Source organism: Streptomyces mirabilis (genome assembly GCF_039503195.1).
Taxonomy (GTDB): domain Bacteria; phylum Actinomycetota; class Actinomycetes; order Streptomycetales; family Streptomycetaceae; genus Streptomyces; species Streptomyces mirabilis_D.
Map to the genome: position 1 here is coordinate 7,382,083 of NZ_JBCJKP010000001.1, position 12,318 is coordinate 7,394,400.

Annotated in this window: 10 protein-coding genes and 1 pseudogene; 2 read left to right on the plus strand and 9 right to left on the minus strand. The window is 71.8% G+C overall.

Going from position 1 to position 12,318, the window contains the following annotated elements; genetic code table 11:
- Positions 1–74: 74 nt before the first annotated feature.
- The 6 genes from AAFF41_RS33930 to AAFF41_RS51725 all read right to left on the minus strand — a co-directional run bounded on the left by AAFF41_RS33930 (position 75) and on the right by AAFF41_RS51725 (position 8,116).
- Complete coding sequence (locus AAFF41_RS33930) at positions 75–1,085, minus strand: ABC transporter ATP-binding protein (protein WP_319747349.1); 1,011 nt, start codon at positions 1,083–1,085, stop codon at positions 75–77.
- Positions 1,082–2,101 (minus strand): ABC transporter ATP-binding protein, encoded by a 1,020-nt coding sequence (locus AAFF41_RS33935; RefSeq protein WP_319747351.1) that lies wholly within the window; start codon positions 2,099–2,101, stop codon positions 1,082–1,084. Before AAFF41_RS33935 ends, AAFF41_RS33930 begins: the two co-directional genes overlap by 4 nt.
- On the minus strand, positions 2,098–3,021 hold the full coding sequence (locus AAFF41_RS33940) for an ABC transporter permease (protein WP_319747353.1): 924 nt from the start codon (positions 3,019–3,021) through the stop codon (positions 2,098–2,100). The genes AAFF41_RS33935 and AAFF41_RS33940 overlap by 4 nt, the downstream gene beginning before the upstream one ends.
- A 23-nt stretch (positions 3,022–3,044) precedes the next feature.
- Positions 3,045–4,112 carry an ABC transporter permease gene (locus AAFF41_RS33945; RefSeq protein ID WP_343325132.1) on the minus strand — a complete coding sequence of 356 codons (1,068 nt, stop codon included), beginning with the start codon at positions 4,110–4,112 and terminating at the stop codon, positions 3,045–3,047.
- An 80-nt stretch (positions 4,113–4,192) separates the two neighbouring features.
- Complete coding sequence (locus AAFF41_RS33950) at positions 4,193–6,064, minus strand: ABC transporter substrate-binding protein (protein ID WP_319747357.1); 1,872 nt, start codon at positions 6,062–6,064, stop codon at positions 4,193–4,195.
- 357 nt (positions 6,065–6,421) lie between these two features.
- Positions 6,422–8,116 carry a MinD/ParA family ATP-binding protein gene (locus tag AAFF41_RS51725; protein WP_425526181.1) on the minus strand — a complete coding sequence of 565 codons (1,695 nt, stop codon included), beginning with the start codon at positions 8,114–8,116 and terminating at the stop codon, positions 6,422–6,424.
- 30 nt (positions 8,117–8,146) lie between these two features.
- On the opposite strand from AAFF41_RS51725, the gene AAFF41_RS51730 reads away from it, so the two are divergent.
- Positions 8,147–8,521: a hypothetical protein gene (locus tag AAFF41_RS51730; RefSeq protein ID WP_425526182.1), complete on the plus strand. Its 375-nt coding sequence runs from the start codon at positions 8,147–8,149 to the stop codon at positions 8,519–8,521.
- Positions 8,522–9,364: 843 nt separating this feature from the next.
- Positions 9,365–9,637: a hypothetical protein gene (locus AAFF41_RS51735; RefSeq protein WP_425526183.1), complete on the plus strand. Its 273-nt coding sequence runs from the start codon at positions 9,365–9,367 to the stop codon at positions 9,635–9,637.
- A gap of 23 nt (positions 9,638–9,660) precedes the next feature.
- On the opposite strand, the pseudogene AAFF41_RS51740 reads toward AAFF41_RS51735, so the two are convergent.
- From AAFF41_RS51740 to eccE, 3 genes and pseudogenes are all read right to left on the minus strand, one after another.
- Positions 9,661–9,741 (minus strand): annotated as a pseudogene (locus tag AAFF41_RS51740) (SCO5717 family growth-regulating ATPase); the annotation flags it as partial.
- Between the two features lie 359 nt (positions 9,742–10,100).
- Positions 10,101–10,799, minus strand: coding sequence for a hypothetical protein (locus AAFF41_RS33960; protein WP_319747433.1), 699 nt, complete (start codon positions 10,797–10,799; stop codon positions 10,101–10,103).
- A gap of 163 nt (positions 10,800–10,962) precedes the next feature.
- Positions 10,963–12,291: a type VII secretion protein EccE gene (gene eccE, locus AAFF41_RS33965; protein WP_319747361.1), complete on the minus strand. Its 1,329-nt coding sequence runs from the start codon at positions 12,289–12,291 to the stop codon at positions 10,963–10,965.
- Positions 12,292–12,318 lie beyond the last annotated feature (27 nt).

Sequence of the window (12,318 nt, forward strand, 5' to 3'; positions counted from 1 at the left end):
CAGGGGCGCCGGTGCTCTCAAAAGCACCGGGCGCCCCTTTCACGTACTGGGCGTCCGTCCCCACGCCGCCCGCTTCACCTGCCGAGCCGTGCCCAGTGGCACGCCACCTGTGCCTCGCCGCCGCCGTTCAGTACCTCCAGGTCCTCGCCCCGGCACGCGTCCGCGACGCCCGCCCGATCGGCCGCTCCGCTCGCCAGGATCTGGCAGCGCGCGTGGAAGCGGCAGCCGGCGGGGATGCGGGAGGGGTCCGGGGGTTCGCCGGTGAGGACCACGGGGTCGCCCGGGGCCTCCGGGAGGACGGACAACAGGGCCTGGGTGTAAGGGTGCCGGGGCGCGGTCAGGACCTGCTCCACCTCGCCGGTCTCCACGATCCGGCCCAGGTACATCACCGCGACCCGGTCGGCGATGTTCCACGCCAGCCCCAGGTCGTGGGTCACCACCAGGGCGGACAGGCCGAGTTCGGTGCGCAGCCGCAGGAGCAGGGCGAGGATCTCGCCGCGTACCGACGCGTCGAGGGAGGCCACCGGCTCGTCGGCGACGATGAGTTCGGGCTCCAGGACCAGCGCGCCCGCGATGACGACGCGCTGGCGCTGGCCGCCGGACAGCTCGTGCGGGTAGCGCAGGAAGAAGCGCTCCGGCGGGCGCAGACCGGCCCGGGAGAGGGCTTCGGCGACCGCCGCCCGTTCGTCGCCGCCGTACCTGTGGATGCGCAGCCCCTCGGCGACCGCGTCGTACACCGTGTGCCGGGGGTTGAGCGAGCCGCTGGGATCCTGCAGGACCAGCTGGACGCGCTTGCGGTAGGCCTTCAGGGCGCGTGCGGAGTAGTCGAGCGGCGCCCCGTCGAAGGTGACGCGGCCGTCGGTCGGCGGCACCAGACCGAGCAGGGAGCGGGCCAGCGTCGTCTTGCCGCAGCCGGACTCGCCGACCAGGGCGACGATCTCGCCGGGGCGGATGTCCAGGTCGACCCCGTCGACGGCACGCGCGCGGGCGGCGCCGTGACGTCCGGGGAAGGCGATGTGCAGGCCCTCGGCCCGGAGCAGGGGAGCCGCGGTCACGGGGGGCGAGGTCACAGGGGTGGTGGTCATGGGGCGCTGCTCCTGGCTTCTTCCGCCGGGGTGCCCGGCTCGGGGACGGTCACGCCGGCGTGCACACAGGCGGCCGACCGCCCCGCACCCGCCTCCCGCAGTGCCTGATCCTCGGTGGCGCAGCTGTCCAGCGCCACCGCACAGCGGGGGTGGAACGTACAGCCGGACGGCAGCGCCGACGGGTCCGGTGGGTCGCCCGGCAGCCCGCGCGGCGCGAACCGCGAGGCGGCGTCGCCGATGCGCGGGAACGCCGCCGACAACGCCTTGCCGTACGGGTGCCGGGCCGCCTCGTACACCTGCCGGGCCGGGCCCTCCTCGACGACACGGCCCGCGTACATCACCGCGAGCCGGTCGCAGGTGTCGGCGAGCACGGCGAGGTCGTGACTGATCATGATCAGGCCCAACTCCTGCTCGGCGACGAGCTGTTCGATCAGGCGCAGGATCTGGGCCTGGATCATCACGTCGAGGGCCGTGGTCGGTTCGTCGGCGATGACGAGCCGGGGGTCGCAGGCCAGGGCCATGGCGATCATGACGCGTTGGCGCTGCCCGCCGGACAGCTCGTGCGGGTAGGCGTTCGCGCGGGCGGCGGGCAGACCCACGTGCTCCAGCAGCTCGCCGGTCTTCTTCTTCGCGCCCGCCGGGGTCGCCTTCTTGTGGAGCAGGATCGGCTCGGCGATCTGGTCGCCGATGCGGTGCACGGCGTTCAGGGAGTGCATCGCGCCCTGGAAGACGATCGAGGCGCCCGCCCAGCGGACCGCCCGCACCCGCCCCCACTTCATCGTCAGCACGTCCTCGCCGTCGAGCAGGATCTTCCCGCTCGTACGGGTGCCCGTGGGCAGCAGTCGCAGCAGCGCGAGTGCCAGTGTGGACTTGCCGCAGCCGGACTCGCCCGCGATACCGAGCTTCTGGCCCGCGTTCAGGGAGAGGTCCACGCCGCGCACGGCGGCAGCTCCGCCCGCGTACGTCACCTCGAGGTTCCTGACCTCCAGCAGACGCCGCTTCGCCGGAGTGCTCATCGGGTCACCCCCAGCTTGGGATTGAGGACCGACTCGACCGCGCGTCCGCACAGCGTGAACGCCAGCGCCACCACCGCGATCGCGACCCCCGGCGGCACCAGGTACCACCACTTGCCCGCGCTGACCGCGCCCGCCTCCCGCGCGTCCTGGAGCAGCCCGCCCCAGGACACGACCGTCGGATCGCCGAGGCCGAGGAAGGCGAGGGTCGCCTCGGCGAGGATCGCGGAGGAGATGATCAGGGTGGTCTGCGCCAGCACCAGGGGCATCACGTTGGGCAGCACGTGCCGGGACATGATGTGCCAGTGCCCGCCGCCGAGCGCCTTCGCCCGCTCGATGTAGGGCCGCGACTCCACGGCGAGGGTCTGCGCCCGCACCAGCCGGGCCGTCGTCGGCCAGGTGGTGACGCCGATCGCCAGGATGATCGTGCCGATCGAACGCGACATCACGGTCATCAGGGCGATCGCGAGCACCAGCGTCGGCATCACCAGGAACCAGTCCGTGATCCGCATGATCACGGTCGCGTACCAGCCGCGGAAGTGGCCCGCGGTGATCCCGATGAGCGCGCCGATCGCGACGGAGAGCACGGCTGCGAGCAGTCCGACGAGCAGCGAGACCCGGGCACCCCACACCACGAGCCCGAGCAGATTGCGCCCGAACTGGTCGGTGCCGAGTGGGAATCGGGCGCTGGGGCTCTCCATCGGGCCGCCCGGCGCGTCGGTCACGCTCTGCACGTCGGAGCCGACGGTCAGCGGCGCGGTCAGGGCGATCAGCCCGAAGAGGGAGAGGGCGGCGAGTCCGAAGACGCCCGCCCGGTGGGTGCGGTACTGCCGCCAGAAGCGGACGGCGGAGTGGCGGCGGCGCTGCCAGGCGAGGGTGCGCGGGCCGACTGCGGCCACCTGCGGGGTTGCTTCGGTTGTCATCGGCCCGTCCGACTCGGTCGTGGTCATCGGCCCACCCGTGGGTCCAGCAGCGGATAGATCAGATCGGCCAGGGTGTTCATCACGATCACCGCCGAGGCGAAGACGAAGAACAGCCCCTGGACCAGTGGCAGATCGGGCACGCTCAGCGCCTGGTAGAAGAGCCCGCCCAGCCCCGGCCAGGAGAAGACGGTCTCGACGAGGATCACTCCCGCGACCGTCCGGCCGAGGTTGATGAAGATGAGGGTGACGGTCGGCAGCAGCGCGTTCGGCACGGCGTGCCGACGGCGGACGAGATCGTCCCGAAGGCCCTTGGCGCGCGCCGTCGTCAGATAGTCGCTGCCCATCTCGTCGAGCAGCGCCGAGCGCGTGACCAGCAGGGTCTGCCCGTACTCGACGGCGACCAGCGTCACCACCGGCAGGATCAGATGGTGGGCGACATCGAGGACGTACGCGAAGCCCTCCTTGCCCCCCGACTCCATGCCGCCGGTCGGGAACAGGCCTGGGATCGGCCCCATGCCCACCGAGAAGACGATGATGAGCAGCAGACCGAGCCAGAAGGACGGGATCGAGTACAGCGTCAGGGCCAGACCGGTGTTGAGGCGGTCGCTCGTGCCGCCGTTGCGCCAGGCGGAGCGGGTGCCGAGGAAGATGCCGAGCGCGGTGTACAGGACGAACGCCGTGCCGGTGAGCAGGAGGGTGTTCGGCAGCGCTTCGGAGATCTTGTCTATGACGGGGGCCCGGAACTGGTACGAGGTGCCCAGGTCGCCGGTGAGGGCCTTGCCGCAGTAGTCGGTGAACTGCCGCCACAGCGGCAGGTCGAGCCCGAACTCCACGCGGTAGTAGGCGAGTTGCCCGGCGGAGACCTGACGGCCGCCCGTCATGTACTTCACCGGATCGCCGGGGATGAGCCGGAAGAGGAAGAAGCTGGTGACGAGGACGGCCAGCAGCGAGACGGCCGCGCCGCCCAACTTGCCCGCCACGTACCGCAGATACGCGGTGGTGGTGCGCGCCCGTGGCCCGCGGACCGACGGCCCGGCCTGGGCCGGACCGTCGGTCGCCTCGACCAGCGAGGGTGTTGCCTCAGCGGTCATGAACTACTCATTCGCTCGTACGTTCATGGGGTCCCCGTGGGTGTCGGGCGACGGGGTACGGGGACGGCGGACGGAGAGGTCTACTCGCGGTCCTCGGCCGTGGCGCGGCGTCGCATCGCGAAGAACGCCCCGACGCCCACGAGAACGACGACGCCCGCGACGATGCCGATGATGACGCCCGTCGAGCTCGATCCGTCGGAGGACGCACCGGAGGCGTCGGCGGGAACCGCCGACCACCAGCTCCAGTAACCGTCCTGGCCGTAGATGTTGCCCGCGGCCTTGGGCATCGTCTCGATCGACTTGATCTGGTCGGTGCGGTAGGCCTCGACCGCGTTCGGGTACGCCATGACGTTCATGTACCCGGTGTCGTAGAGCCGTGACTCCATCTGCTTGACGAGGTCCGCCCGCTTGGCGGTGTCGTACTCGGCGAGCTGCTGGTCGTACAGCTCGTCGTACTTCTTGTCGCAGATGAAGTTGTCCGTCGCGCCCGTGTCCTTGGCAGTGGCGGGCAGTGCCCCGCAGGTGTGGATGGACAGCACGAAGTCCGGGTCCGGGTTGACGGACCAGCCGTCGAAGGCCAGGTCGTACTTGCCGGCCAGCCAGGGGTCGGTCACGTTGTCGAGGCAGTTGAGGGTGACACCGATGCCGAGCTTGCCGAACCACTCCTTCACGTACTGCCCGACCGCCTTGTCGTTCGGGTCGGTGGCGTGGCAGAGGATCCGGTAGTCGATCGGCTTGCCGTTCTTCTCGACGCGCTTGCCGTCGGCGTTCTTCTTGTAGCCCGCCGCGTCGAGGAGCTGAGCCGCCTTCGCCGGGTCGTACGCGAGCTCCTGACTCGCCGACGGCTTCCAGTGGTACGTGGAGAAGCGCGGCGGGATGTATCCCTCGCCCTCGACGGCGTGGCCCTGGAAGACTTTGTCGACGAGGGTCTTGCGGTCGATCGCCATGAAGAGCGCCTGGCGCACCTTCTGGTTCAGCAGCGACTCGGCGCCGTCACCGAAGTGCTTGCCGTCCTTGGCCTGGGCGCCGGGGTTGGTGGCGAGGGCGTAGAAGCGACGGCCCGGAGCGTCGTTGACCTTGATGTTCGGCTCGCCCTTGAGGGACGCCGCCTGGGCGGGGGTCAGCGCGGGGGAGCCCGCGACGAAGGAGACCTCGCCCTTGCGCAGGGCGGCCACCGCGGCGTCCTGGTCCTTGAAGTACTTGAAGACCAGCTCGTCGAACTTGGGGGCGCCGCGCCAGAAGGTCTTGTTCGGCTTCAGCCGCACATAGCTGTCAGGCTTGTAGTCGGTCAGGACGAACGGCCCGTTGCCGACGATCGGGAAGCTCTGGTCGTTGTTGAACTTCGAGAAGTCCTTGACCTTCTCCCAGATGTGCTGGGGGACGATCGGCACATCGAGCGCGCCCATCGTGGCCTGCGGTTTCTTCAGCTCGATGACGAGCTGGGTGGGACTCGGGGCGGTGACCTTCCTGAAGTTGGTGACGAAACTGCCGTTGGCGGTGGCCGCGCCCTGGTCCGTCATCATCTTGTTGAACGTCCACGCCGCGTCCGCGGCGGTGGCCTGCCGGCCGTCCGACCACGTGGAGTTCGAGCGGATCGTGTAGGTCCAGGTGAGCTTGTCGGCGGACGGCTCCCACTTGGTGGCAAGGCCCGGGACGGTGTGGTTGTCCGCGGGGTCGTAGTTGGTCAGGTACTCGTACATGAGCCGGTGGATGCTCGTACTGAGCAGGCGCGAGGCCAGGAAGGGGCTCAGCGAGTCGACGCTCTGCGCGACCGCGACGGTGAGGACCTTCTTGCTCTCCTTGGCCTGCTGGCTCCCCTTGGCCTGGGCCTGTTGCGGGACCGGGTTGAGCGGGGTCGCGAGACCGGCGGTGAGGGTGAGCGCGGCGGCGGCTGCGGCGGCGAGGAGCCGGGGGCGCAGACGTCCTCTGTTGGGCTGATCGTGTCTGTTCATGGGTCGGTGACCTCGCGTCATCGCTCGCACAGGGATGGCTGGTTGACCTACTGGATCAGGGTGATCGGGGGACGCCGGCGGGATTGATGTGTGTGTCTATCAGCGGCGGTCTCGGCGCGTCAACGGCGCGTGAACCCCGTGTGGCCTGCGGAAATAACGAGTTGGCGCGAATTTTTCGCTCATTGGTTCAGACCGGTGAAGCCCTCCTGGCCAGGGGGTGACGCCCTGTTTCCTGCCGGGACGCGCGAAGGCCCGCACCCTGGGGGAAGGGCGCGGGCCTCGGCGAGAAACGGTGCCCCTGAAGGGCCCGATCGGGCTACTGATGTCCGGTTGTCGACGTCCGGCTTCGATGTCCGGTCACTGCTGTGGGGGTGCGGGCGGGGGAGGGGTCTGAGGGGGCTGGCCCTGGTACGGCGGATAGGGTTGCCCCGGTTGCCCCGGTTGCCCCGGTTGCCCCGGTTGCCCCGGTTGCCCCGGTTGCCCCGGGTGGAACTGCTGGCCCGGCTGGGGAGGCCCCGGATAGGGCTGGCCGGCCTGTGGTGGCCCCGCGTACGGCTGGCCCGGCTGCTGGGGATGGGGCTGCTGTCCCGGCATCGGCGCTCCTGGCACTCCCGGCGCGCCCTGGCCCTGCGGGTAGGGGTACTGACCCGGCATCGGCGGGGCGGCCACCGGTGGCGGGTTGCCGTCGTTCGTCCACAGCCCGTGCGACTGCTGGTGCCGCACGATGTCCTCGGCGACCATCGCGGACAGGTTGAAGTACGCCTCCCGCACCTTGGGCCGCATCATGTCGAGGTCGACCTCGGCGCCCGCGGCCAGATGCTCGTCGAACGGCACGACCACGACACCGCGGCAGCGCGTCTCGAAGTGGCCGACGATGTCCTCCACCTTGATCATCTTGCCGGTCTCGCGCACCCCGGAGATGACGGTGAGGGACCGCGAGACCAGATCCGCGTACCCGTGCGCCGACAGCCAGTCCAGCGTCGTACTGGCACTGCTGGCACCGTCGACGGACGGCGTGGAGATGATGATGAGCTGGTCGGCGAGGTCGAGCACTCCACGCATGGCGCTGTACAGCAGACCGGTGCCCGAGTCGGTCAGGATGATCGGGTACTGCTTGCCCAGCACGTCGATCGCGCGCCGGTAGTCCTCGTCGTTGAAGGTCGTGGAGACGGCCGGGTCGACGTCGTTGGCGATGATCTCCAGACCGGAGGCGGCCTGCGAGGTGAACCGCCGGATGTCCATGTACGAGTTCAGGTACGGGATCGCCTGCACGAGGTCGCGGATGGTGGCCCCGGTCTCGCGGCGCACCCGGCGCCCGAGCGTGCCCGCGTCCGGGTTGGCGTCGATCGCCAGGATCTTGTCCTGTCGCTCGGTGGCCAGCGTGGAGCCGAGCGCGGTGGTGGTCGTCGTCTTGCCGACACCGCCCTTGAGACTGATGACGGCGATCCGGTAGCACGACAGCACCGGCGTCCGGATCAGCTCCAACTTCCGCTGCCGCTCGGCCTCTTCCTTCTTACCGCCGAGCTTGAACCGCGAGGAGCCGCCGGAGGGGCGACCGCTCTTGGCCTTCTGCTTCTTGTTGTTGAGCAGCCGGTCGGAGGACAACTCCACCGCGGCCGTGTACCCGAGCGGGGCGGCGGCAGGGTTGGTGGGCTGACGCTGGTCGTGCCGGATGGGCTGTGGCCAGGCGGCTCCGGTACGGGGGTCCACCGGCGGCTGGGGCTGCGCCTGCTGCGCTTCTGGCTGCGGTCCCGGGTGGGGCTGCTGCGGGAAGCCGTAGCCGCCCTCCTGGGGCGCGTTCGGAGCCGGGGGCTGGGGGAAACCGTAGCCCGACTGCGGGCCGGGGGCCTGCGGTGCGGGGGGCTGGGGCGCGCCGGCCTGCGGTGGGGTCGACTGGGGAGCGGGGGCGCTCGGCTGCGGGAACCCGTAACCGGTCGGCGGGGCCGGGGGGTTGGGCGCGGCGGGAGCCGGAATCCCGGGGTGCGGGAAGCCGTAACCGTCTTGCGGCGCGGGCGGCGCGGGTACGGGAGCGTCGGCGACCGGAGGGGCCACGGGGCCCGGCGCGGGCGGCGTGCCCTGCGGATGCCAGGCGGCGGGCGCGGGCTGCGGAGCCTGCGGCTGGAACGGCGGCTGCGGCTGGGCAACCGGCTGTTGCGGCGGGACGGTCGGCCGGACCGTCGGCCGGGCGGGCGGCGGCCCCGGGTAGGGCTGCTGCTGCGGCTGCTGATGGGGGAAGCCGTAGCCACCCTGCTGCGGCGGCAGGGGCGGCTGTCCCTGTGCGGCGGTCGGCTGCGGCGGGACGGTCGGCTGTCCCTGCGCGGCCGAGGGCTGCGGTGGGACGGGTGCATGGCCCTGCGCGGCCGTCGGTTGCGGCTGCTGAGGGGGCCCGGACTGCGCTGGCACGACCGGCTGGGGGAGGGCCACTGGGCCGCCGGGGCCGGGGCTGCCGGCTGGTAGGCGGGCGGTAGCGGCGGCAGTCCGCTCTGCGGCAGCGGCGGGGGAGCCCAGGCGGGTGCGGCCGTCCGCGCGTCCTGCGGTACGTCGGTCCCGGCGTCCGGCGAGGTGTCCGGCGCGATGTCCTGGGGCCAGTCGTCGAAGTCATCGGCTTCGTGCGCCGCCGCGTCCTGGGATACGGGGGCCTCGGGAGCGGAGTCCTGAGCCGCGGTCTCCGCCGTCGCGGCGGCAACGGGCGGCTCGCCCTCCGCGGCGGTGGCACCCTCGGCACCCTCGACGTCGCCGTCAGAGGCACCCGCGGGCTCCTTGTGGCCACCAGCGGTGGCGGCTGCGGCTGCGGTTGTGGCGTCCTCGGAGTCGTCGTCGCCCGCGTCGGCCGGAACCTGCGACGCCTCGACCTCACCGTGCGGGCCGTCTTCACCACCGGTCGGGTCCGTGACGTCGGCCCCGACGTCCGTGGACTCCTGCCCGTGTGCCGCGGCGGAGTAGGTGGCGTCGGAGCCGTCGCCCACAGGGCTGTTGTCGGAGCCGTCGTCCGCAGCGGCGGCGCCGGCGCCGTCGTGCTCGTTCGTGCCCGCGTCCGCGCCTTCCGCCGACGAGGGCGCTTCGCCGTTTGCCGCGACCTCACCGGAGGCCTCGGCGGACTGCTGCTCCCCGGCCGGCACGGCGGGCGCGCTCAACTCGAAGTCACCGCCGGTCGTGTCCTCGCCGTCCGGTCCGTCACCGACCGGCGCGCCCTCGGCGACAGCCGCGCCCCCGGTCGGGCCCGCGGACGTTTCCTCGGCGGGCCGGGCCGCGGCCTCCCGCTCCGCGAACTCACGTTTGAGCGCGGCGGCGGAGAACCGCATGGTCGCGCCGCTCTCGATGTCACCGTTCCCGAGACCCGCCTCGTCGGCCGGTACGGTCGGCGGCGTCCAGGCGGGCTGTGGTCCGGACGCGGGCACGGCCGGAGGCACCGGTGCCACCGGCGGAACGTGCGCGGCCGGAGCAACCGGTGCGGCCGGGTCGAACGACACCGGCGGAGTGGACGGCGCGGGAGGAGCCGGGGGAGGTGGGGTCGGCGAGGCCTGGGCCGAATGGCCCGACGCGTTCTGCGTGTACCAGGCGGGTGGCGCGTAGTCGATGGTGAACTCGCCCGTCGCCTCGACGGCGGACTCCGCGTCGGACTGGTCATCGCCGGGTGTGGCCCAGCCCCCGCGGATCCCGTCCCGATCGCTGTTCACAATTCCTCCTGGTGTGGTCAAGCACCCTCAAATGCCGTGCTGACGCGACCGCTCGCTTCGCGTCTGTCTTCGCGTCTCTTCGTGCGAAGCGTGGGCGGGTCCGTCGACGGGTGGGTCGAGGGATACGGGTCGCGCCCGGTCCCAGCCTAATCACCACGAGCGCCACGACGGCAGGCCCGTCCGCCCCTCCGCACGGGTCCGCTCCGTCACACCTTGCCCAGAAGCGGAATCCGCACGCATCAAGGGAGTTGGCAAACCGGACAATCGTGGTGAACGAACCGGGCGCGACCCGGGGGAAATCGTTCTCAAAGGTCCAATTACGGACCGATGTTGAGGCGGCGACGCTCGGGGACGCTCGGTCAGTCCATCCTGCGCGGCGTACCGAACAATCCGGTCTCGGCGTCCGTGGGCTGAGTCATCACGTACTGCCGGTCGCGGTCGGCGCACCAGAGCGTGACCCCGTCGGCGAGCGTGGGCAGTGAGTCCACATCGCCTCGGGGCAGCGCCAACGCCCGCCCAATTTCGGCGGCTTCGTCCGGTGAGACCCGCTGCACGCCGACGAGCCGCGCCTGCCGCAGCAACCGGGGGGCCACCGGGCTGAGATACGGCAACAGCGTCAGCACCGACTGCCAGGGGCCGGAGACCACACGCCCGCGAGGCGGCCGCATCCCGCAGTCGCGCACCACCAGCACCGGGTTGCCGGCCGAGGAGCCCTGCGGCGGAACCCGCCCCACGTCGTGCACGCTCATGCCGTTCTGCCCGCCGCCCATGGCGTGCACCATCTGCATCCAGGCCGGCGCGCGCCCCGTCTCCACGGCCACACGCGCCCCGGTGGCCGCCGCTCTCAGGGCGAGCACCTGCGCGGTCCAGAGGCCACCGATCAGGACGACGTCGTACGGCGTCGGCCGGTTGAGCCCCAGCACGGCAGGCTGCCCCTCGGCGTCCACCCCGATGACGACCCCGTCGTCCCCGATGGGCAGCGCGAGGGAGTCGACCTGCGCCACGGACAGCGAGTGCCGCCCGTGCCGAGGCCCGAGCAGCCCGAACCCGCTGCGCAGACGCCCACGCCCCGACTCCGGGACCGAGCCGGGGGAGCCGGCCCCGCAGCTCCACGAACCCCCGGATCCCCCGAAGCCCCGTACGGTCCCGAAGCCCCGAACCCGCCCGAATTCCCGTTCCCGTACGCCCCCGAGGCGGTGGCTCCACCTGTGGTCATGGCCATCAGCGAACACCCCCGAGAGGCAGCGTGGCGAGCACGCCGGGCAGCTGCTCGCGATCGAGTCGGGCCAGCCCCGTGCCGGCCTGGCGGGCGGCGTGCTCCAACGAGCGGCGCGCCGCGACCAGTTCGTCGTCGCTGCGGCCGGTCACCCGCATGTGCCCGCACAGGGACACTTCCTGGCGCTCTCCACGCCGCAGCGTCAGGCTGAAGGTGGTGGCCAGCGCGGGCACGGCCGTGAGCAGCGCGACGAGTTGCGGCAGCGAAGGCCCGCCGCCACCGCCCAGTTGGGGCCAGCGCCGCACCCAGTACGTCGTGTGTCTGCGGTTGTCGCAACGCCAGCTGCGGCCGGACTCCTCGGTCCGCCGCGCCGGCAGGTCGGTGCGTCCCGCCTCGGCCGTCACCAGAGGGTTGGCACACGCCGAGGTCGCCACCGCGGCCGTCAACTCCTCCTCGTTGAGCACCGTGGTACGAAAACCCGCCCCCGTGAGCCGACTCGCGAGGTGGTCCGCCGCGCGCACGACGCACTTCTGCGCACCGACGAGTCCACCCCCGCGCGCGGCCACCGCCTCCGGGCACAGCTCCGGATCGAGTTTCAAGGCGATCCAGGTGATGCGCACGGCGGGTGCCCCGGTCTGCTCCTGGAGCGGCGCGTAGTTGCTGACGGCCACGGACTGCTGTGGCAGGTGCAGCGCGGGCGCGGGCTGTGTGTGCAGCACGATCTGCGCCGACTCCAGACGGATGTCGTCCACGTCCAGCGTGTCCCGCACCAGCCTCAGGGGAAGCGGCTGCCGGCTTCGCTCGGCGCGCAACGCGGTCGCGTCGGCCTCCACTTGAAGGACGGCGGTCACGAACGTACCGTCCCCGATCACGCCGACGGGCCGTCGGTCCCGGGCGCTGTACGCGGAGGTCCGCAGGCCCGGATCGCACTCCACGGCGGGGGCGAGACCGGGCTCCGTCCCGGGCGGTATCGGCGTACTCGCCGCGCGCCGCTGCCGCGCCCGCAACGCCCTTGCCGTAGCGAGCCATTCGGGCAACGAGCGGCCCCGGCGCCGCACGAAGGCGAGGAGGACGAGTGTGACCGCGACGACAGCGGCCGGCATCAGCGCGAACGGACCGACGATCCACCCGACGAGCAGTGCGGCGGCGGCGATTTCCAACAGAACGATCCGTTGCAACCGGAACGACCCCGACTGCCCGGGACGCACCTTGAGATGCAGCGCCCCCGTCTGTCCCTGCGCCCGCGCGGGCGGCGCGGACCGCTGCGACCGGGGTGCCGAGGAGCCCTGCTCCCGCGACCGGTCACGCGACCGGAACCGCGTTCCGGAAGCCATCACTGCATCCCCCCGTTTTCCTCACAA

What these genes read in the sequence shown, in the direction of transcription:
- AAFF41_RS33930 (WP_319747349.1), bottom strand. Translation starts at nt 1,085, where the DNA reads ATGACCACCACCCCTGTGACCTCGCCCCCCGTGACCGCGGCTCCCCTG.
- AAFF41_RS33935 (WP_319747351.1), bottom strand. Translation starts at nt 2,101, where the DNA reads ATGAGCACTCCGGCGAAGCGGCGTCTGCTGGAGGTCAGGAACCTCGAG.
- AAFF41_RS33950 (WP_319747357.1), bottom strand. Translation starts at nt 6,064, where the DNA reads ATGAACAGACACGATCAGCCCAACAGAGGACGTCTGCGCCCCCGGCTC.
- AAFF41_RS51730 (WP_425526182.1), top strand. Translation starts at nt 8,147, where the DNA reads ATGCCAGGCGGCGGGCGCGGGCTGCGGAGCCTGCGGCTGGAACGGCGG.
- AAFF41_RS33945 (WP_343325132.1), bottom strand. Translation starts at nt 4,112, where the DNA reads ATGACCGCTGAGGCAACACCCTCGCTGGTCGAGGCGACCGACGGTCCG.
- eccE (WP_319747361.1), bottom strand. Translation starts at nt 12,291, where the DNA reads ATGGCTTCCGGAACGCGGTTCCGGTCGCGTGACCGGTCGCGGGAGCAG.
- AAFF41_RS33940 (WP_319747353.1), bottom strand. Translation starts at nt 3,021, where the DNA reads ATGACAACCGAAGCAACCCCGCAGGTGGCCGCAGTCGGCCCGCGCACC.
- AAFF41_RS51735 (WP_425526183.1), top strand. Translation starts at nt 9,365, where the DNA reads ATGGTCGCGCCGCTCTCGATGTCACCGTTCCCGAGACCCGCCTCGTCG.